Source organism: Halomonas sp. 113 (assembly GCF_904067645.1).
GTDB lineage: Bacteria > Pseudomonadota > Gammaproteobacteria > Pseudomonadales > Halomonadaceae > Vreelandella > Vreelandella titanicae.
This window is the reverse complement of record NZ_LR881453.1, coordinates 1,068,241-1,088,446: the sequence shown is the minus strand read 5'-3', so window position 1 is coordinate 1,088,446 and position 20,206 is coordinate 1,068,241. Positions and strand designations below refer to the sequence as shown.

The window sequence follows — 20,206 nt, the reverse complement described above, 5'->3', positions numbered from 1 at the left end:
AATGGTAAACCAGAAGGCTTTTCTATGAATAATTACCTACACACTGATTTCTTGCTGGATACAGAAACAGCACGCCGCCTCTACCATGATGTAGCTGCGGACTTGCCGATTATTGACTACCACAACCATCTTCCGCCCGAAGAAGTGGCTCACAATCGCAGCTGGGACAACCTGGGCGATCTATGGCTGAGCCATGACCATTACAAGTGGCGTGTCATGCGCTGGGCGGGCGTCCCTGAATCTCACATTACCGGTAGCGCAACAGACAAAGAGAAGTTTCTGGCGTTTGCCCAGATTCTGCCTAAGGCAATTGGCAACCCCATGCACCACTGGAGTCACCTAGAACTGTGGCGCTACTTTGGTGATGAAGGCAAGTTGATCAACGGCGACAGCGCAGAGGACATTTGGCAAAGCACGCAAGCAATGCTGAGCCAGCCTGAGTTCCGCGCCCAGGGCTTGCTAAAAAAGATGAAGGTCGAACTCATTGGCACCACCGATGACCCGCTCGACAGCCTTGAGCACCACCAAGCATTTGCTGCCTCGCCACACAAAGGTGGGCTTTCCATGGTGCCTACCTTTCGCCCGGATCGCGCGCTGGCAATCGAAGGCGCAGGTTTCAATAACTACCTTGAAAAACTGGAGACCCTGACCGGACAACCCATCAGCACCTTCGAGCATCTGGTAAGCGCACTCACGGATCGCCTGGAGTACTTCATTGCCAACGGCTGCCGTGCCGCCGACCACGGTATTGGGCAGCTAGAACAGGCCGATGAGCTAAGTGCTAGCCAGCTTGATGCCATTCTGGAAAAAGGCCGCCAAGGCAAAGCCTTAGCGCCAAAGGAAGCAGAGAGCTTCCGTATGGCCGTATTGGTAGCACTTGGCCGTGGGTACGCGCGGGCTGATTTGGTGATGCAACTTCACATAGGGCCACTGCGTAATAACAGTACGCAAATATTAACGGCGGCGGGCAGCGACTCAGGTGCTGATTCCATTCAAGATAAGCCCATTGCCGAGCCGTTAAACAAATTGCTGAATCGCATGGATAGCACCAATGAGCTGCCGCGCACCATTCTTTATGCGCTGGATCCCAGTAAAAACCCCATCATCGTCACCACGGCGGGTAACTTCCAAAGTGGTGGTATAGCAGGCAAGGTACAGGCGGGGACTGCATGGTGGTTCAATGACCAACTGGACGGCATGGAAAACCAGATGAACCATCTGGCGCAAATGGGCCTGTTGTCTACCTTCACCGGCATGCTAACGGACAGCCGATCCTTTTTATCCTTTCCCCGACATGAGTATTTCAGAAGGCTGCTATGCCGTATCGTCGGGCGTTGGGTTTCCGAAGGGTTAGCGCCAAATGATCACAAACTGCTTGATGAGATCATTGCGGATATCGGTTACCACAACGCCCGCCGCTGGTTCACGGGGTAAAGGTCTAAGAAGATGCGTGTATCGATACGACCGTCGCGATAATAGAGAGCTATTTCAGCCAGCATTAAAGGCGAGATGAAAGGCGATGCCCGCCATCATCAAGCCAATCAGGCCATCGATAGTGCGCCACGCGATAGGTTTTGAAAGCCAAGGCGAGAGCGCGGCGCCACCCCAGGCCAGCAGGCTAAACCAGAGTATGGACGCGGTAGAGGCCCCCGCCACAAACACACCGGCGCTCTCCTGCTGAGCGCCAATGGCAGGTATCAGCAGCAGCGTATCCAGATACACCTGAGGATTAAGCACGGTGACGGCAAGGGTGGCCAAAATCACTTTGGTTAAACTACGCGCCTTGCCCGCTTCAGCGCTTAACCCCTGCCGCCCGCTAACGGCTCGGAACAACGCCTGCGCCGCCAGCCAGCTTAAAAACACCACGCCCACCCAGCGCATGACTTCCATAGCGCTGGGCATCGTCAGCAGGAAGGCGCTCACACCAAACATACCCGCCGTGAGCAGAATAATATCCGCGCTTATGCACAGCCCCGCCGACCACCAGTGATACTCGCGACGAATCGCCAGCCCCAGAATGTAGGCGTTCTGCGCCCCAATCGCCATGATAATCCCGCCGCACACCACCAGCCCGGTGATATAACTTTCCCACATTGCTTAGCTCCCAGTGTCAGAATATCGTCGTGTTGATTAATCTGGCACTAAGATAATGGGGAGCATGAATAAGCCAAAATCATCCTATTAATAGGGTATTATTTTTTCTTATAGAGAGACCATCTATATTGTTTAGAAATAACGCATAGTGAGTAAGAGGTTAGCGCCTACGAGCTAAGGCGCATCGCTAGCGCCTAATATCTCAACAAGAGATTCGGCAAAACGTAGTGCCGATGGCCAACCTCCCCAATGCCAATAATCTACGGCTAACGTGGTAGCGTCCTGGCTAGTTAAGGCGGGCCAGTGCTGCCATATGCCCTGCTCCAGCAAGGTTTGTTGCGTTCCTTCGACGGAGTAAGGGTTTTCCAGCATGATCACACAGCCTTCAAGGCCAAATAGCTGCTCGGCGGTGACGGTGGCAAACCCCCAGCGATTGACTTCACCCTCCCAGGCATTGTTGATACCCAGTTGCTCCAGCACTAATCCTTCCAGGCTGCCTGGGCCATATACCCTGGCGTGGCGCTCATCCATTAGGCTCACTAACACTACCGAGTGAGCGCTTCGTTCACTATGTTTGCGCTGTTCTGCCAACGCCTCAAATTGCGCTTCAATGTCTCTTAGGTAGTCGTCAGCATGGGCTTGGTCACCCGTTAGCTCGCCTAACTGCGTCGTTAAGTTATTAAGCCGTTGTTGTAGCGCAGGCGATGTCTCATAAACCACCCACTCTTTTAACGTTGCCAAACGGCTGAGTTGGGGGGTTAAGTTGGCATGAGCCGGTGGTGAGATCAGAATATGCGAAGGCGCAATGTCTTGTATCAACTCGAGATTAGGTAAGTGGCGGCTACCCAACTCCATAACGGTGGGCAGCGCTAGGGGATCGCGCCACCATACGCGATAACCTGAGAGACCGCCCACGGCTTGAGGCGGTGCTCCAAGGGCTTGCAATGTTTCAGCAATCGCATAGTCCAGTGTGACTACTGCCGTGTTAGAAGGCGCCTCTCCCTGCCCAAACAGCTGTGAGGAGACCGTCAGCAGCATGGCGGACAAAAGCCCGCACGTAGCCTTTTTCATGGGTGCGACATGTCTAGTTACCTTGGGGTAGCTCAATCAAACCCGTGTTAATAGCGGAAGGACAAGGTGCCCTGCACAGTACGGTCGGTGCCCCAGTAGCAGCGTGCGGCGTTGTTGCACTCCCCCACATACTGCTTATCGAATAGATTTTCCACGTTAAGACCTACCCGCCAGTTAGCATCCAAGGCGTAGCCTAGGGAAAGATCAGCCAGTGTCACTGCTTGGGTGGTCAGCGTATCGCCGTAGGCGAGGCTAGCGTCAGGGTAGGCGTTAGAACTCCCCAAATAGCGCACCCCTAATCCTACTTCAGCGCCCTGCATAACGCCTTCCAGGAACTCGTAGTTCGCCCACAGGGATGCTTTATGGCGGGGCACACCGGCTACTTGATTATCTTCATAACGGGGAAATGCCACATCCTCAACAATACGTGCATCGGTGTAGGTGTAAGCGACGGCGACACTGAGCGCTTCGTTAATATCGCTGACCAACTCTAACTCGACGCCATTGGAATCGGTACGCCCCACATTGCGGTAACCACCGATAGCGCTGTCGTAGTTAATGTCATTTTTCATCACGATATCGTAGGTCGAAAGCGTAATCGCGGTATCCGTGTCAGGGACGTCGTAGCGCAGGCCCAACTCATACTGGCGCCCAGTAATTGGCTCTAGCGGTTCGTTAGTGGTAACGGAGACTTGGCGCGCAGGCACAAAGGTAGTGGCATAATTCATATAGGGCGATAAGCCGGAATCAAATTGATACATTAAACCCGCTTGCCAGCTAAACTCCTCATCGTTCACAGAGAAGTCACTGCCGGGAGCAAGATAGCTATTATATTCTGTTTTAGCAGAGTCAAAGCGCCCGCCCACTTGGGCAATAAAGCCACCCATTTGGCTATGCAACTGGGAGTAAATGCCAGTTAACTCCTGCACATCCTCGCCATCTTCAGAACGCTGTAACGTTTGTGGCGGCGAACTCCACTGCGGGTTAAAGATATTGATCAGCTGTGGCGTGCTAAATCCCACGTCCTGAGTCTGAGAAAAAGAGGTTCGGTCATACCCAAACCCGGCTAGCCAGGTGTGCTCAACCACATCGTTACCAAATTTACCCACTATTCGGTTATCAATCGCCAGCGTTTTGCTATCGTTATCGCGATCACGCCCGTAAGCACCCACTACGTCATCATATCCATCGCCTGGGTAGCTCCACCATACTTCCTGACGGTTCACCTGGGAACGCAAATAGCGCGCATTTTGTTGGAAACGCCAGCTATCATTGAAAGCATGCTCATACTCGTAACCTAGCGACCAGACTTCACGATCAAAGGTGTCCCATTCAGGGTGACCTAGATTGGTACTACTGCTTAGCGTACCTGAAGGATGACCGAGTAGCGTACCCGCCGCAGGAAGGCCTAATTGCAACTCGCTATCATCTTTCTGGTACATACCCAACACCGTCAGACGGTCTTGATCACTCAACTCAAACGTCAACGAAGGGGCTATGTAGGTGCGATCATCATTTACGCTATCGATCTGGGTATCCGACTCACGGTGCAGGAATACAACACGCCCCTGTACCGACCCATCAGCGTTCAGCGGGCCAGAAACGTCGGTCGAGATTTGGCGGCGGTTATGGCTGCCATAACTAAGGTTTACTTCTCCCTCATGGTCAGCGGTAGGCCGCTTGCTTACTAGATTGACCAGCCCACCCGGTACGTTTTCACCGTAAAGCGCCGACGTTGGACCTTTGAATACCTCGACGCGCTCCAAACCATAGGGCTCAGCGGAAGTCGAATAAGCATTGGGTTGAACGCGCAGGCCATCGCGGTAGGTGCCGTAGCCGTAGTCGCGCTGGTTCATACCACGAATAAAGAAGATGTCCCCTGCCAGGCCGTCGCCCACAGGAAAATCACTCGACGAAATACCGGACACATAACTAAGAATATTGCTTAGCGTGCGCGGGTTCTGATCTTCAATACGCTCACGTGTGATTACCGACACCGTGCGCGGCGTATCCTCAAGGGCGATATCAGTTTTGGTAGCCGTTAAGCTGCGCTCTGCCCGATAGCCATAATCCGGCCCCACGGGGGAAGGGCTCAACCATTCTGCTTTCACTTGAAGCAGCGGCAACGCTTCGTTGCTAGCCCGCGCTTCCAGCCGGTAGCTACCATCGGCATTGCGCACTGGCGCAATGCCTGTGCCTACCAACAGCTGCTCTAAGCCCTCTTCTACTCCATAATTTCCCTGCAAACCAGGGCTTTGACGCCCCTCCCCAAGCTCGCCAGCGCCGCTGATAAAGACACCGGCCTCCGCAGCAAAGCGATTGATCACGCTGCCTACTGGGCCAGCAGCAATATCATAGTGGCGTGCTTGCTGCTGGGTGGACTGGGCCATGGCATGCTGCGATAGCTGCGGCACGGCTAATAGTCCGGCGGCGGCAAAATGAACCGCCAGCGCCAAGGCGCGGCGGTTAAGCGTCGGTTGGTGCTTGGCAGTAAGCGGTTGAGGTGCAGTGCGCTGTTGGAGCATGTCGGTTCCCCTTGCAGATACGTTTTAAGTGCTTATAAAGGGGAATCGAACCAGCGCGAAAAAGGGGAACCAGAAAAACCAATTTTTGCTCTTTTTATTCCTCGCTGGAGCTTGCTTCGCCTGCCTCTATTTTGATCCACCAGGGCATTACCCGGCGCACCTTCACCGGCAGCGTGGTCTCTACCATGTTCAGGGTGCGCTCTAGGTCATCGAGCGGGAAAGCGCCGAGCAGCGTGAGATCCGCCACCGACGGGTCGACCTCAAGGCGGCCACGGTGATGGCGGCTAAGCGCCGCGGCGAAGGTTTTAAGCGACATGCTCTCGGCCAGTAGAATCCCGTTGGCCCAGGCTTCCCGACGGCCTTCGGCGGGGGTGAGTTCCCCGATGCGGTCAGCGGCGTAGTGGGCCTGCTGCCCGGCAGTGACTACCTGCCGCTGGCTCGCATGCTGAGCATCGCCCAGGGTCTGGATGGCCACGGCACCGTCAAACACCGCCAGCAGTTCGCCTGATGGCTGCTCACCCACGCTAAAACGCGTGCCCAAGGGCGTTAGTCGCGCACTGCGGGTATCCAGGTAAAACGGTCTTTCGGTGTCTTTGCCGGTCTCTATCAGTATCTCGCCGGTCACCAACGCCAAACGGCGCTGCTCTTGGTCGTAATCGACATTCAGCGCCGAGGCGCTGCTCAGCCAAACCTGAGTGCCATCCTCCAGCACGATGTGAGTGATTTCGCCGGTGGCGGTGTGATAATCAGCGCCCCACTGCTGTACTAGTCGTGGCAGTGGTGGGCTTTGCCAGAGCGCTGCGGTGAGTACAGAGACCAGCGCAAGGCTTGCCAGACCACCCAACAGGTGACGCCGCCCCCGCCGCCGCTGGCGCGCCAGGCTAATCACGCTGTCAGCGGTTTGGCGTTCATCTTCGCCTAGATGCTCGGTGAAGCGGCGGCTTACGCCTTCCACTTGATGCCAAGCCCAGCGATGGATGTCGTTAGCATCCCGCCATGCCTGCCAGCGTTGACGCTCTGTTGCCGACAACTCCCCCGCTTGCCACTCAGCAAACCATTCAGCGGCCTCCGACAACGCGCGGCGCTTGGCGGCTTCATCGGCGCTAGCAGCAGAAACCATTTAGAGGCCCGCCTCGAAGCCCGCTTCGATCAACGCGCACTGCAGCGTGGCCTGGGCCATATATTTTTTGACCATGCGTTCGGAAACACCCAGCTCCTCAGCAATCTGCCGATAGGGTTTGCCGTGCAGTTGGGAGGCCAAAAAGGCGCTAGCGACTTTCTCGGGCAGCCGCGCCAGCATGCGGTCGATCTCGCACAGCGTCTCGATAACGATCTGCTGGTGTTCGGCAGAGGGCAAATGCACCTCGGCGCTGGCCGCCAGGGCTTGCTGCCAGGCGCGCTCGATATCCTGGCGGCGCCAATGATCCACGCACAACCCTTTGGCCATACGGCTGAGATAGGCTCGGGCACCTTCGAAACTATCCAGGTGGCGGGGCGTTTTCATCAATCGCACAAACGCATCCTGCGCCAGATCCGCCGCCGACTCACTGCACCCCAACCGCTGGCTGAGCAACTGCTGCAGCCAGGGTTGATGGTGGTGATACAGCTGGCCGAGGGAGTCTCGACAGCCGGTATGGTAAGCCACAGGATCGGCTGATCGGGGTGCCGCCGCCATATAAAAAGTGCCTCACTTCTACGAAAATGATTCTTATTCTTTTTCAATTCACAGACAGTGTCAATGCACAGTGCTCAACGAACCTCTCCACTTTTTGATATGGCACCCTGCAAAATACTACCCCTCAGCAGCGCCATCACCGTCACCGCCGCCATGCCTAGCGCCAGCGCCGTAAACATAGCCGGGTAGCCCAGCCGGTCTAGCAAAATACCAGCGAGCACAGGCACAGCCAAACGCGACAGGGTGAACAGACTGGCCTGTAGGCCGTAATCTAACGCCTGATACCCTGACCGGGCAAAGTGCATCATCAGGCCGAACATGACGCCCGAAAGCGCTCCCATGGCACAGGCCAACAGTCCTGCGCCCACCAGCCAAAGGCTATGCCCCGCAGCCATATAGCCCACTCCCCCCAGAGTCGCCAGGGCCAGCGTTGCCAAAGCGGCTAACAGCGGTAAGGCTCGGCCAAGCCCAACACTCCGTGCCAGGCGCTGTCCCGCTAGACTCGCCAGGGCGCCCGCTATGCCACCACCAACCCCCACCCACCAGGCGACTTGTTCCATCGGCATCCCCAGGTCGAGCAATAGCGGTTTTAGATAGACCCAGCCAGCGCCAACGAAGGGAAAGAGTAACATCAGCAGGGCGATCCAAAGGCCTGCGGCTGGCTGACGGACAAAGCCCATTGCCCCCTTATGGCTCACAGGTTGAACCGCCTCCGCTGCCGAGACATACCGTTGCCTGCCAGCCTCTGGCGGTACCGATATCCAGCGTAATAGGAGTCCTCCCACGGCTAATAGCAACGCCATCAGTACGAAGGGCACGGCTCCCCCTGAACGCTCGTGCACGACCAGTAATAGGCCGCCGCCCACCACCGCGGCCAGAAACAGCGCCGCCGAACGAATTCCTCCGGCGCGTAGTCGCTCTTCGGCGGGCAGGCAGCGAATCGCCAGCGCGTTCACGGGCACATCAGCCCAAGTCGCCAACCAACTGATCAGCAGCACCCAGCCATAGAAACGCGGCGGCTGCGCCAGGGGGAAGTCGTACGCTAACCCTAGCAACGCCAAGCCCAACAGCAATCCGAGCAGACCAGCCCAGGCGCGATAGCCACCGCCACCCAGGCGGCAGCGCTCAACGGGAACCGCCATCACCAGTTTAAGCACCGCTGGCAGGCCCGCCAGTTGCAGTAGGCCAATCTGGGTACCGCTCCAGCCCTGCTCGCGCAGCACCAGCGGCATTCCCAACAGCAGATAGATACTGGGCAATGCCAGGGCGAAGTGGAGCCAGCCGAATGCCAGTTGCCGGGCGGTCAGAGAGCGCATCATTTCGCCCTCCTACGCGCGACCAGAGCCGTGGCAGGCGCCATGGGAAGTGCAATCGGCTGCGCCTCACACACCTCAAAACCCTGCGCCAGCAATGCCTGACGCAGCTCACCGGCCTGGGTCACCCGACGCCCCTGCCACAGCAGCGGCAGGTAATAGGACAGCATCCGGCGGGCCGCCTCGGGTTCTTCGGGAATTTCAGCGTGCACACAGATCAACTCGCCGCCGGGCTTTAGTGCGGCATGCAGTTTGGCTAGGCAGGCCGAAAGCTCGGGCACAAAATGCAGTACCGAGGAGCACCAAATCAGATCGTACCCTGTGCCGATATCATCCCTCGCCAGATCGCCGCCCCGCGCTTCGAGACGCGATGCCAAACCAGCCTCGGCGATGTGTTGCGCGGCGACATCGGCGGCTTCGGGCAGTTCAAAGACCACGCCGTGCATATGTGGAAACGCCTTCGCCAGGGCGACGGCGACCAGCCCCGGGCCACCGCCTAGATCCAGCAGCCGCCAGGCTGATTCAGTCGCCCTCCGTTGTGCCACCAATTCACAGGCAGCAGGCGCCGTTACCGCCGCCTGCTCGCGTGCCAGATGGCCGCGCGCTGCCACGGCCCAGCGCTCACCGTTAGCCAGCGGTGCTGGCCGGCTTTGTCCGCGCAGGCCATCGGCTAGCCCGGCACCGAAATCACGCAGTGAAACAAGTCGAAAGCACCAGGCATCACCACAGTCTAACGCTGAGGAAGACGCCAGATAGCGCCGCGCCACCTCGCTGCTGGTGTAGTGCCACTCCCCCTTCGCATCACAGCTTCGGTCGAGCAGTTGCATGCTCCATAACAGCGTCAACCAGTGGCGCGTGGCTTCGGGCTGCCATGCGTGCATTTGTGCCAGGGCCTCGGGGGTGCAGGGCGACGCCAGCGTCTCAAATAGATCCTCTGCTAAGGCAAGCTGTAGGGCCTCGGCCTGTACAGCGGCCAGCGATAGATCCCAATAGGGCTGCAGCGCATGGGGAAGCGCATCCGCGGGCCGGCTCATAACGATACCCCCACACGCAAGCCAATCTCACGGGGCGGGCTGTACTCCCGTATCGTGCCGTTGAGCAGGCCCACTGCATCGTATTGTCGGTCAGTGGCGTTGTTCACATAGACCCCCAGTTGCCATGGCCCCTGTTGATAGCCGCCAGCCAGATCGAGCAGGGCATGACCGGGGCGGCTAAAGCGGTTGGCCGCATCCAGGTAGGTCTTACTCATGCCACTCAGGTTGGCCTGGGCATACCAGCCCTGGGGTGAGTCGTAGCGCAGCCCCAACCGACCGCTGATATCGGGCGCAAAGGGGTTGTGGTTACCGGCGTGGTCACCGCTCAGGTCGTTGAACTCGCGAAACCGGGTACGATTGAGGGCCAGGCCCGCCTGGAGCGTCCAATGTCCGCCCAGCAGGTAGTCAATATCCAGCTCTACGCCCTGGGAACGCGCCGCGGCAGCATTGGTGATCTGCACACTACCGGGCTGAATAACTTGCTGGACTTGCATGTCGTCAATGGTCACCCAGTAGCTGGCTAGCCCATAGCGCAGCCGTTGCGAAAGCGCTGTTCCCTTGATACCCAGCTCGTAGGAAGTCACTTGCTCAGGTTCGTAGCCGGGATAGTCACTCTGAGCAGAGAAGGCGTTGAAACCGCCGGTGCGAAACCCTTCGGCATAGCGGGCATACAGCCAGTCGTCGTCACCCAAGCGGTACTGCAGGGCCAACTGCGAGGTAACATCACCCCAGCGCTCGCTGCGCTGCCCGGATCCCCGGGGCGTCAACGCCACCCGGCTCTGCTCTAAGCGCAGGCCTGGTGTTAGGCGCCAACGCTCGCCCAGCGGCAACGTCCACTGCCCGAACAGCGCGAGGTTCTCAGCCTCCAGCGTCGCCTCACTGCGCTGGGTGCCCATCGGGTTGCGTTGCTCGAACTGCAGTTGATGATCATCACGGTCACCGTACAGGCCCAGCACCCAACTGCTCTGCCCCTCATCACCCTGACGCTCCAGACGCAGTTCCTGGGAGAAGGTGGTCAAACGCTGGTCGCGCCCGACGGCAAAGCGCTGAGCTGGCGTTAAATCGGTATCCTGGGTGACGCGATCACGAATCTCGCGCCGCGCTGTGATGGATCGCAGCGTCAAATCAGGCGCTAAGGCATGACGCGCATCCAGGGAAATATCCCGTCCGCTTGAGCGGTTACTACCGGGATGAGGGGAGTCAATGCGACGCGTATCGTGACCGTTTGACCCGACAGGCCCCCAGGGAGCCGCACCGTCGCGGTAGTGTAACTGCCCATAGCGCAGGGTAACGTCCGTCTCCGCTGTCGGCATCCAGAGTAGACGTAGCCGCCCGCTCTTGCGCTTGCGGTCATCTGCCTCACCCGCACGCGCCAGGTTATCCACGAAGCCATCCTGCTGGCGCCACTCCCCACTGACCCCCAAATAGAGCTGCTCGGGCACGAGTGCCTGAGCGGCATCGAGGCGTAGCGCGTTCAGGTCGCGGCTACCCAACGTCGTCGCCAGTTCGGCATAAGGGCCTGCATCCGGCTGACGAGTATGCAGGCTGACCACGCCTGCCTCGGCGTTGCGACCATAGAGCGTCGACTGGGGCCCGCGCAGCACCTCAACCCGTTCCACGCCCTGCAGGTTGTGATCGAACCCCTGGCCGGCCACGACTGGCACCCCATCCACCAGCATGAGTACTGATGAGGAGAAAGCGGTAGCACCTGAGGTTAGCCCCCGCATTACCGGCAGCGCGGTACCCGACTGGCCAAAGGGCTGAAAACTCAACCCAGGTGCGTAGCGCGCCAAGTCGCCAATATTGGCAGCACCGGCATCCGCCAGCGTCTCGCCAGAGATGACCACCAGGCTCGCCGGCACCTCTTGCTCAGCCTGCGCGACCTTGTTAGCCATTACCTTCACCACGGGTAGTGCTTCCCCTTGAGCGATGCTGCCCACGCCGCATCCCCCCAGCAGAAGCACCACCGCTGCATTTCTTTTTAACCCCTTGCTCTGCATCGCCCACCCCCTTAGCGCTGTTTCTGGCTCCCGACTAGCGCGGGAACATTCAAGGGAGTAGGCTAGCTATAAACGATAGCAATTATCATACTCATTCATATGCAAACCAATTCACTTCTTATGCGTAGCGACGCTTCACCTCCCATTAGCGACTCTCTGCAAGGTTCTCAATGCTGCGTGCTGGATGATGGCCTCTCGGTAGTGTTAACCCGCTACCGTGCTAAACAAGCGCTCGTCGAAGAGAGCCGCACACCCCATACGGGCGCAGGCGTGATTGTGACCTTTGGTCTACAAGGCCGCTCTGATTACCGAGAGCGCTGGGGGCCGCGCATCGATTTCGGTCACGGTCACACCACGGTAACCACCTTTGACCACAGCCAGGGGGAGCGCCATATACCGGAAGGGGAAACAGTGCTTCAGTTACGCCTTGTCGCCAGTACTGGCTGGCTAGCGCGCTACCTGGGCGAGCGATATCAAGCAGCACTCCCTGCCTCTGGGGGTATTCGACCGCTGGCTTTTCAGCCTACGTCGCCGGTCAGCCGGGCACATCTGCAGGCGCTCCAGGTATGCCTCCAAACAGGCAGCGCTCGGCTCCAGCAACACATTCACGCCTTGAGCTTATTGGGGGAACAACTCGAGACGCTGCTGCCGGAACCCAGCCCTACACGGAACATCGCCAGCGCAGACGCCGAGCGCATCGTCCAGGCCCGTGAGATCCTTCTCAGCGAACTGGATCGCCCCTTGACCCTGACCTATCTAGGAGCACGGGTGGGGCTAGGAGAGCAGAAGCTTAAGCAGGGATTTCGTCGCATGTTTGGCACAACGCCTCAACACTTTCTTCATCAACAGCGCATGCGCCACGCCCATACGCTGCTGGAGAGCGGTCAACAGGTCGCGCAGGCCGCCTACGCCACGGGCTATCAGCACCCAAGTAACTTCAGCGCAGCCTTCACGCGCTTCTTCGGTTATGCCCCTAAAGCCATCAAACAGCGCAAAAGGTTATAAAAAGTATTGCGAGTACTGATGCAGCTGTACGAGCGAGTTCTGGGGGAATTGCACACTGTCGCGCGACACACTACAATAAATAAAAACCAGTTGGGATTATCACTGATGGGAGAAGAAACAATGGCCATGTATAACCCCTCACATCCGGGTCGCATTATCCGGCAACGTCTGATTGAGGATGAAGACGGCCACAAGATTGGCAGCGTGGCATCGGTCGCTGAACAACTCGGCTGCCACCGTAACACCCTGAACCGGGTAATTAACGGCAGCGCCTCCGTCACACCTGAAATGGCATTGGCTCTAGAAAAATTGCATGCCGGAAGCGCCGAATTCTGGCTATCCATGCAGACCAATTATGACCTCTTTCAGCTTCGCCATAATCAGGGCGCGGCTTAGCTGAGCGATACCGCGCAACCAGCTAGTACCAATCTTCAACCGCTAGCTTTTTAATGCGTTTAAATTCCCCAGTATTGTGGGTGACTAATGTACCTTGGTTGGCGAGCGCGGTACCGGCGATCAGCGTATCGTAGGGGCCGATAGGGGTTCCCTGCTTTTCCAGGGTTGCGCGAATTTGCGCTGAGGCTTTGGCTTCGGGTGTGGAAAACTCAAGAATCTGTACAGTGTCGATCAGTTTGTCGAGCTGCATCATTCTCTTTTGGGGAGCAGCCGATTTTGCAATACCCAGCTCCAGCTCGTACAACACAATCGCAGGTATGCCAACATCGCCAGGCTTTTTTGACAAGAGGTTATCGGCGACACTGCCCATGCCTTTGAAAAAGTAGATGAGCGTATTGGTGTCAAGCACATACATCAAAGTGGTTCCCGCTGATGATCGGTGCCGGCTCCTGCCCGAATCTCCTCCAGGGACGGAAACTCATCCCAAGCCCCAGCCAGTTCGACCACCGCCTGTGGCCACTCATTGGCAACCTCATCTTTGATCAGATTAGTAATCCATTTGCTCTTGGAGACATTCATCGACTTGGCCGCCGCCGCCATTTTCTTCTCGGTATCATCATCGATATAAATCGTAACTTGGCCCATGACACACCTTTTACCAGCAAGTATATGTTGAAATATATGTCCCTGTGGTAAAAGCGTCAAGGCTGCTGGCGGTGCAAGTGCTGGCAACGGGGCCTTTCTCTAACTGGAAAACGGGACACTCCGCCATCACCAGGGCATGGCTTAGACAAGCGATATCACTCGCCATAACTAATCATTCCAAGCGACTCACATCAATGACTACCCATTCACCCTTGCCACCGCATCGCGGCTGGCGGCTTCCCGCTGTTCGCCGGTGAGTTCAACCAACTGCCCCTGGCGCATTTCCAGCAGCCGGTCGGCCTGGTCGAAGTAGTGGTCATCGTGGCTGATCACCACCAGCGTCTTGCCCAGTGCCCGCAACTGCGGCAAGAGCTCGCGGTAAAAGACTCGGCGGAACTGCGGGTCTTGGTCGGCGGCCCATTCGTCAAGCAGCAATAGGTCGCGCTGCTCCGCAACGGCTAGCAGCATCGCCAGACGCTTGCGCTGGCCCTGGGAGAGGTTGACGTTGGTGATGCGATCGCCGTCGAAGTCGAGCTTGCTATGCATGCCCAGCGCGGCAAGCCACTCCTCCACCAACGCCGGGTCGGGTGACTCACCCGCAGGGCCCATCAGACGATCAAACAAATGCAGGTCAGTGTATATGGCCGAGAAGTGCTGGCGATAGCGTGTCCAATCTTCCTCCTGCAGCGGCCTGCCATCGACGCGCACACCGCCGCTTTGAGGCTGGTAGAGCCCAGTCAGCAGCCTCGCCAAAGTCGATTTCCCGCTGCCGTTACCGCCGATCAGAAACACCACCTCGCCACGTTTCAAGGTCAGGTCGATAGGGCCGATGGCAAAACCCGCCCGAGATTCCTCATCCGGGTAGCGATAGCTGACCTGCTCAAGGGTTAGTTCCTGCCAGTCGTGGCGCAGCGCAGAGTGGCCGAACGCTTCGCGGTGCTCGGCCAAGTCTAAACTGCTGATCTTTTCGAACGCCACTCGGGCGTTAATCAGCGTCGGAAAGGCGCCAATGGCCTGCATAAGCGGCGCACGCAAAAACAGCAGCGTGAGTGAAAAAGTAGTGGCTACCTGCACCGATGCCCAGCCCAGGCCGTTGGCCAAAAAGAACGCGACGCCGATGGCGCCCAGCATCATGATGTTGAACCAGTTCACCGCGCTGAGATGGTAGGTATCACCAAGAATAAAATGACGCCGACAATCCTGTGCGTTAGGTGTATAGACATCGCGATACAGCCACTCGGCGCGGTCGCGATTGAGTGCCAGTTCCTTACGCCCCTCGATCACCGACTGGTAATCCGCGTAGAGACGATCCTGTATGTCGCGCAGTTTGGCCATATGCCCATAGACCCGGGCCACCAAACGCATGCCAATCAACACCGTCACGATCACCCAGAGCGCGGAGACACCCAGCATGGCAGGCGAAAGCCACGCCAGGTAAAGCGTGGCACCTATCGTCAGCACCCCGCCCTGCACCAGTTCCGGCAAGCGTATAAAAGCAACGGTCACTGAACTCACGTCGGAGGAGAGACTTGCCAGCAGCCGCGCACTGCCAATCTGCTCGGTGCGTTCGATATCGGTATCCAGAATTCGCTTGATCAACTGCCCCCGCAGCCGATAGACGAAATGGTGACCCAGCGTGGTCAGCGCCAATTGTGATGTCAGAGTAATGACCAGTAGCAACGCTATCAGCCCCAGGAACTCGGGCAGGATGCGCCAGGGGTCAGTGAAGGTGCCCAGCAGCCGTTGATTGATAAAGGCGATGACACCGATGCCCAGGCCAGCACTTGTGAGGCTAAGCAGTACCACTGCGACAAAAGGCCAACGATAATCACGCCATACAATCCTCAACAGCTCCATAAACAAGGCTCCTTTGGCGATTCGAAAGTTAGCTCCGGCGCTTGGCCGGCTTATTCTCAGGTTTTAGCGGGCAACCGCCACATAGCGGCTCACCGGGTAGCCGGTATTTGATACAGCATAGCCGCCGCACACGAGCAGGCGTCTCACCGCCCAGTTCTAGATAGCGCACCGGCTGGTAGAGCGGGTTGCGCCGCCCATCGGGCAGCGTCTTGGTATCGAGATAATCCAGCAGTGGATCACCCGCGCCGCTGAATTCCGGGAGCCGCGAACAGGTCTTCCCCACGAACTCCACATAGGCTCCAAGGTTGCTCCAAAACACTTTGGTAGAAAGCCCAGAAACCGCTGCAAGCGCCTCAATGAGTGGCGCACAGTGGTCGTCAAATAGCGTGCTAAAGCGGGCTTGGGGCGCTTGAGAGGACAGCGGAATGCCACCATGGGGCAACCAGATACGCCCGGTCTGGCCTTTATCACCAAGCGCCAGCCGTAGTTCGTTTATGCTCACCGGCAACGCGTAACCGAGGAGCAGATTGGCCACCAGCGTCGGAATCGAGACACTACTGAAATGATACTTCGACCAAATTGAAGCAACGGCTTTGCGGTCGGCATCTTCACCGTGGCTGCGGCCATAGCGCGCCAGTTGCTCACTCAGGAAGTCTCGATCCAGCAACGCAGAGGCTGCCAGCGTCGGTTCATCAGGCTGACCAAACGCTGGGGCTTTCAGGTTATCCAGTGGCGGCTGGCGGTACAGCGCTAACAGCGCCTCCGCAGGGTTCGCTGCTGCCCAAAGCTCCCTCGTTTTGATCGCCACGTTACTCATAGCCGCCGCAGCCCCCACATAAAGTAAGCGCCGCCAATCAGGGAGGCGACCAAGCCCGCTGGTATCTCATAGGGGAAAATAATCTGACGACCCACCCAGTCCGCCAGCACCATCAATAGCATGCCGATCAATGCAGCCCCCAGCAGATGCTGACCCGCCCGGGAGAAGCCGACCAAGCGCGCCATATGCGGCGCCAGCAGGCCAATAAACGAAAGCGGCCCCACCACCAGGGTGGCGCAGGCGGTTAACAAGGCCACCAACAGCAGCAACGCCAAACGGGCACGGTTGAGGGTTACCCCAAGCGCCTTGGCCGTCGGTGCGCCTAACGGCAAGATATCCAGCCAGCGGGTGAAGGGCAGCGTGATCAGCGCCAGCACGGCAGCAATCCCCCCTACCACCACCGCATTGGTGATATCCACGTAGTAGGTGGAGCCCGCCAGCCAGGCAATCACCTGCTGGCCACGAGGATCGCCACCTGCCAGCATTACGCTGCGAACCGCATCAAATAACGCACTGACCGCCACCCCGGTGAGCAGCAAACGCTCGGGGAGGTAACCGCTCTTGCGGTTGATACCTACCAACACCAGCAGTGTTGCGAAAGCCCCCAGGGTACCCACGCCAATCAGCATCATATTGGTGGGCGCAGGCAGCAGAAAAATCCCCAGAATCAGCGCAATGGCACAGCCACCGCTGATACCCAGCACTTCGGGGCTAGCCATGGGGTTGGCGGAAAGGCGCTGAAGAATCGTCCCGGCAATCGCCAGCATCAATCCGCTGGCGGCGGCCGCCATCACCCGGGGCATGCGCCACTGCATGACATTCCAGTTATTGGGTGCCAGCCAGTACCAGCCGTCTACACCCTGGCCAAACAGCAAGCCGAGAACCGTTGCCCCCAGTAACGCGAGCAGTAATCCGGTGGCTAAACGTGAAGGCGCTGGGTTACGGCGGGCGAAAACACCCGCCCCTTTCGGCGGCTGGTCGCCCTGCAGTTTCAGGCGCGGAATCAGCCACATTAACAGCGGTGCCCCCAGGGCACCGGTAATCGCCCCGGTAGGAATAAAAGCTGCCACCATGCCACCGAACTGCTGCAGCAGCAGATCCGTGGTAGCCAGCAGCACGGCCCCTAATAGCGTCGACCAGATTAGCCGCGGCCCTAAGCGGCGCGCACCGGCCATGCGCACGATATTCGGCGCTGCCAAGCCGATAAAACCGATGATGCCCACCACGCTGACAATGCTGCCGGTAATAAATACTGCCAACCCCATCCCCGCAAAGCGTAGATAGGTCAGCGAGACTCCCAGGCTCTTGGCGCTGGCGTCGTCCAGCTCCAGCACCGCCAAGGGCCGTAGCAAAAACCACGCGGCCACGCAGCTAATCGCCAGCCGAGGCCAGAGGATTGCAACGCCGTCCCAACCGTTTTGCGCCAGCGAGCCCGCGCCCCAAATCAGTAGCCCGGAGAGCGCCTCGTGGTTGAACAGCAGTAGCGCGGTGGAGAGTGCCCCCAGGTACAGATTGACCACCAGGCCCGCCAGCACCACCACGATCGGCGCCAGCCCGCGCCGCCAGGAGAGCAGAAAAACTAAGCCAACTGCCAGCGCGCCTCCCAGCAAAGCCACCCATTCTCGCCCGGCCACAAGCAGCCCCGGCGCCAGCAAGGTGGCGGTCATCAGCGCCAAATTAGCGCCCGACGCCACACCTAGGGTGGTGGGCGATGCCAAGGGGTTGCGCAGAACCTGCTGCATAAGTACGCCCGCTAGCCCTAACCCCCCCCCGGCGAGCAGCGCAATCGAGAGGCGCGGCCACCACGCGTAATAAAGCAGCAGCTCGTCAACGTTTTCAAAAGAGGGCGCCACTAACGCCTGCAATCCCAGAGTAAAACCACCCTGCCCCTGCAGGCCCACCCAAAACAGCACAACCATCGGCAGGCTCAACAACAGGCAGGCTTTTGCAGGCGACATTCCGCCCACTCGTTGGGCAACTTGCGAGGCGCCTAGCATAGTGGGCACCTGAACACCGAACAGCTCGCCACGCGGGGCGTAATAGGCAACAGCGTCATTGTCTTAGCCTTCAATGGTTTTGGAGGTTAATGATTAAATTATTGACAACGATTCTAAATGATAATAATTAGCACTACAATTGACTCCTTGATTTATGCAGACGTATAAGGAGACCCACACCATGGCAGCCAAACCGAGCTACCAGCTTTTCGATATCACCCTAGCCCGGCGCACCCAAGTCAGCGCCTCATTAGTCAGGTTCACCTTTACTGGCCCGGAAGTCAGCCAAATGGCGACCTACGCACCGGATCAGCGCGTCAAGCTATTCTTTCCCGAAGGCGGTGGCAGTCTCGACCCGCTGTTTGAAATTGCCAAGCTGGAAGAACACGACTGGTACGGCGCCTACCGCGCACTGCCGGATGCGCAGCGCCCCTCTGCGCGCACCTACACCATCCGTGCCCTGCGCCCAGAGCAGGCTGAGGTGGATGTAGAATTCGTGCTCCATGGTGACAATGGCCCCGCCTCACGCTGGGTAATGCACGCCCGCCCCGGCGACCGGCTAGCCATGACAGCCCCCGACGCTAACGCGGAAGGCCCAAAGTTGGGCTACGAGTGGAAGCCGCCCCAAGGCGTACGCCGTATTCTGATCATCGCCGATGAAACCGCCCTCCCCGCTGCCGCCGGCATTCTGGAAACCCTTGATGACCTACCGCTCAAACCCAAGGTCGAAGCGCTATTCGAAGTGCCTCGTGGCGACGACGTTCAGCCTCTGCCCCAGGCCGCCAAGCTGCGCTGGCTGGCACGTGACGCTGAGTCCGGCTGCCAACATGGTGAGCTGCTAATGAGAGCAGTACGCGATATTGATTTACATAGGGAAATTCAAGCGCTAGGCGGCACGCCTGCTAACACCACTACCAGCGCCACTACCGGCGCCACGACCGACGACGAAAGCAACGATGAGGATGGCCCACTCTGGGAACCCGCCACCCTGGATGACAGTGCGCCCTTCTACGCCTGGATCGCCGCTGAAACCAAGGTCGCCATGAAACTGCGCCGCTACTTAGTCAACGAGTGCGGGCTACCCAAGCAGTACGTTACCAGCATGGGCTACTGGCGCCAGGGCAAGGCCAATGGTTAAAGGAACGGCAAACAACACGGCGTTAAACAGTGATATCACAAGCAAGCCAGCTCAAACGCCTATTGGCTGGCGAGACAGCCCCAACTGCTATGGGCGGGTCAGCCGTGTACTGCACTGGTTGACCGCCGCGCTGGTCACGCTGCAATTTTCCGTGTTGCTGGCCTGGAGAGGAATGGGCGAAAACGCTATCACGCTGTTCTTGGCGAGCATCGGGCCTCACGGCTCATTAGGATTTATGATTCTGATCGTGACGCTGGCTCGCCTTGGCTGGGCATGGATAAATCGCAAACAACGCCCGCCCCACACGCCAGGGCTAGGTGGGCGCTTGGCGCGCTTTGTCCATATCACCTTTTATGGGCTACTAATGTGGTTGCCCGCTTTCGCTATTTTGCGCCAGTACGGCCGCGGCGGGGCGCTACGCTTTTATGGCATGGAGCTGCTGCCCGAAGCGGAACGCGACATCACCTGGATGATCGCCCCAGCCGAGCTCCTTCACGGCCCGCTCTCGTGGCTGCTATGTGGATTAGTCATCGGCCACATAGCAATGGCACTGGTTCACCATTTCTGGTTCAAGGACAAGGTATTGGCGCGGATGGTGGGGGGAAGTGGCAGGTAAAGGTCTGGATTAGGATTCTTAGG

18 protein-coding genes are annotated in these 20,206 nt (G+C 58.3%); 5 read left to right on the top strand and 13 right to left on the bottom strand.

Going from position 1 to position 20,206, the window contains the following annotated elements:
* Positions 1–24 precede the first annotated feature (24 nt).
* A complete protein-coding gene (uxaC, locus tag YERSI8AC_RS05190) occupies positions 25–1,434 on the top strand; it encodes a glucuronate isomerase (RefSeq protein WP_159176249.1) in 1,410 nt (469 codons plus the stop codon).
* Between the two features lie 54 nt (positions 1,435–1,488).
* Here uxaC and YERSI8AC_RS05185 read toward each other — a convergent pair whose 3' ends face one another.
* From YERSI8AC_RS05185 to YERSI8AC_RS05150, 8 genes are all read right to left on the bottom strand, one after another.
* Positions 1,489–2,094 carry a LysE/ArgO family amino acid transporter gene (locus tag YERSI8AC_RS05185; RefSeq protein WP_159176248.1) on the bottom strand — a complete coding sequence of 202 codons (606 nt, stop codon included), beginning with the start codon at positions 2,092–2,094 and terminating at the stop codon, positions 1,489–1,491.
* A gap of 174 nt (positions 2,095–2,268) precedes the next feature.
* The gene (locus YERSI8AC_RS05180; protein ID WP_159176247.1) at positions 2,269–3,165 is read right to left on the bottom strand and encodes an ABC transporter substrate-binding protein; all 897 of its coding nucleotides are present in this window, start codon (positions 3,163–3,165) and stop codon (positions 2,269–2,271) included.
* A gap of 47 nt (positions 3,166–3,212) precedes the next feature.
* The gene (locus tag YERSI8AC_RS05175; protein ID WP_201304188.1) at positions 3,213–5,690 is read right to left on the bottom strand and encodes a TonB-dependent siderophore receptor; all 2,478 of its coding nucleotides are present in this window, start codon (positions 5,688–5,690) and stop codon (positions 3,213–3,215) included.
* Between the two features lie 94 nt (positions 5,691–5,784).
* Positions 5,785–6,810 (bottom strand): FecR domain-containing protein, encoded by a 1,026-nt coding sequence (locus YERSI8AC_RS05170; RefSeq protein ID WP_159176246.1) that lies wholly within the window; start codon positions 6,808–6,810, stop codon positions 5,785–5,787.
* On the bottom strand, positions 6,811–7,365 hold the full coding sequence (locus YERSI8AC_RS05165; protein ID WP_159176245.1) for a sigma-70 family RNA polymerase sigma factor: 555 nt from the start codon (positions 7,363–7,365) through the stop codon (positions 6,811–6,813).
* Positions 7,366–7,439: 74 nt separating this feature from the next.
* Positions 7,440–8,684 (bottom strand): MFS transporter, encoded by a 1,245-nt coding sequence (locus YERSI8AC_RS05160; RefSeq protein ID WP_159176244.1) that lies wholly within the window; start codon positions 8,682–8,684, stop codon positions 7,440–7,442.
* Positions 8,681–9,712 (bottom strand): methyltransferase, encoded by a 1,032-nt coding sequence (locus YERSI8AC_RS05155; RefSeq protein ID WP_159176243.1) that lies wholly within the window; start codon positions 9,710–9,712, stop codon positions 8,681–8,683. The genes YERSI8AC_RS05160 and YERSI8AC_RS05155 overlap by 4 nt, the downstream gene beginning before the upstream one ends.
* Positions 9,709–11,712 carry a TonB-dependent receptor gene (locus tag YERSI8AC_RS05150; protein WP_159176242.1) on the bottom strand — a complete coding sequence of 668 codons (2,004 nt, stop codon included), beginning with the start codon at positions 11,710–11,712 and terminating at the stop codon, positions 9,709–9,711. The genes YERSI8AC_RS05155 and YERSI8AC_RS05150 overlap by 4 nt, the downstream gene beginning before the upstream one ends.
* Before the next feature lie 177 nt (positions 11,713–11,889).
* On the opposite strand from YERSI8AC_RS05150, the gene YERSI8AC_RS05145 reads away from it, so the two are divergent.
* Entirely contained in the window at positions 11,890–12,717 is an 828-nt protein-coding gene (locus YERSI8AC_RS05145; protein WP_159176241.1) for a helix-turn-helix domain-containing protein, read from the top strand.
* A gap of 126 nt (positions 12,718–12,843) precedes the next feature.
* Positions 12,844–13,113 carry a HigA family addiction module antitoxin gene (locus YERSI8AC_RS05140; protein ID WP_051052223.1) on the top strand — a complete coding sequence of 90 codons (270 nt, stop codon included), beginning with the start codon at positions 12,844–12,846 and terminating at the stop codon, positions 13,111–13,113.
* 22 nt (positions 13,114–13,135) lie between these two features.
* On the opposite strand, the gene YERSI8AC_RS05135 is transcribed toward YERSI8AC_RS05140, so the two are convergent.
* The 5 genes from YERSI8AC_RS05135 to fhuB all read right to left on the bottom strand — a co-directional run bounded on the left by YERSI8AC_RS05135 (position 13,136) and on the right by fhuB (position 18,429).
* The gene (locus YERSI8AC_RS05135) at positions 13,136–13,528 is read right to left on the bottom strand and encodes a type II toxin-antitoxin system VapC family toxin (RefSeq protein ID WP_201304187.1); all 393 of its coding nucleotides are present in this window, start codon (positions 13,526–13,528) and stop codon (positions 13,136–13,138) included.
* Positions 13,528–13,758: a CopG family transcriptional regulator gene (locus YERSI8AC_RS05130; RefSeq protein ID WP_138799744.1), complete on the bottom strand. Its 231-nt coding sequence runs from the start codon at positions 13,756–13,758 to the stop codon at positions 13,528–13,530. The genes YERSI8AC_RS05135 and YERSI8AC_RS05130 overlap by 1 nt, the downstream gene beginning before the upstream one ends.
* Positions 13,759–13,956: 198 nt before the next feature.
* Positions 13,957–15,615: a multidrug ABC transporter permease/ATP-binding protein gene (locus YERSI8AC_RS05125; RefSeq protein ID WP_159176240.1), complete on the bottom strand. Its 1,659-nt coding sequence runs from the start codon at positions 15,613–15,615 to the stop codon at positions 13,957–13,959.
* A 28-nt stretch (positions 15,616–15,643) separates the two neighbouring features.
* Complete coding sequence (fhuF, locus tag YERSI8AC_RS05120; protein ID WP_039860843.1) at positions 15,644–16,432, bottom strand: siderophore-iron reductase FhuF; 789 nt, start codon at positions 16,430–16,432, stop codon at positions 15,644–15,646.
* The gene (fhuB, locus tag YERSI8AC_RS05115) at positions 16,429–18,429 is read right to left on the bottom strand and encodes a Fe(3+)-hydroxamate ABC transporter permease FhuB (protein WP_159176239.1); all 2,001 of its coding nucleotides are present in this window, start codon (positions 18,427–18,429) and stop codon (positions 16,429–16,431) included. Before fhuB ends, fhuF begins: the two co-directional genes overlap by 4 nt.
* 181 nt (positions 18,430–18,610) lie before the next feature.
* Here fhuB and YERSI8AC_RS05110 point away from each other — a divergent pair, with 181 nt between their 5' ends.
* Positions 18,611–19,567 (top strand): siderophore-interacting protein, encoded by a 957-nt coding sequence (locus YERSI8AC_RS05110; protein ID WP_159176238.1) that lies wholly within the window; start codon positions 18,611–18,613, stop codon positions 19,565–19,567.
* On the top strand, positions 19,560–20,183 hold the full coding sequence (locus YERSI8AC_RS05105; protein ID WP_159176237.1) for a cytochrome b: 624 nt from the start codon (positions 19,560–19,562) through the stop codon (positions 20,181–20,183). The genes YERSI8AC_RS05110 and YERSI8AC_RS05105 overlap by 8 nt, the downstream gene beginning before the upstream one ends.
* The last annotated feature ends 23 nt before the right edge of the window (positions 20,184–20,206 follow it).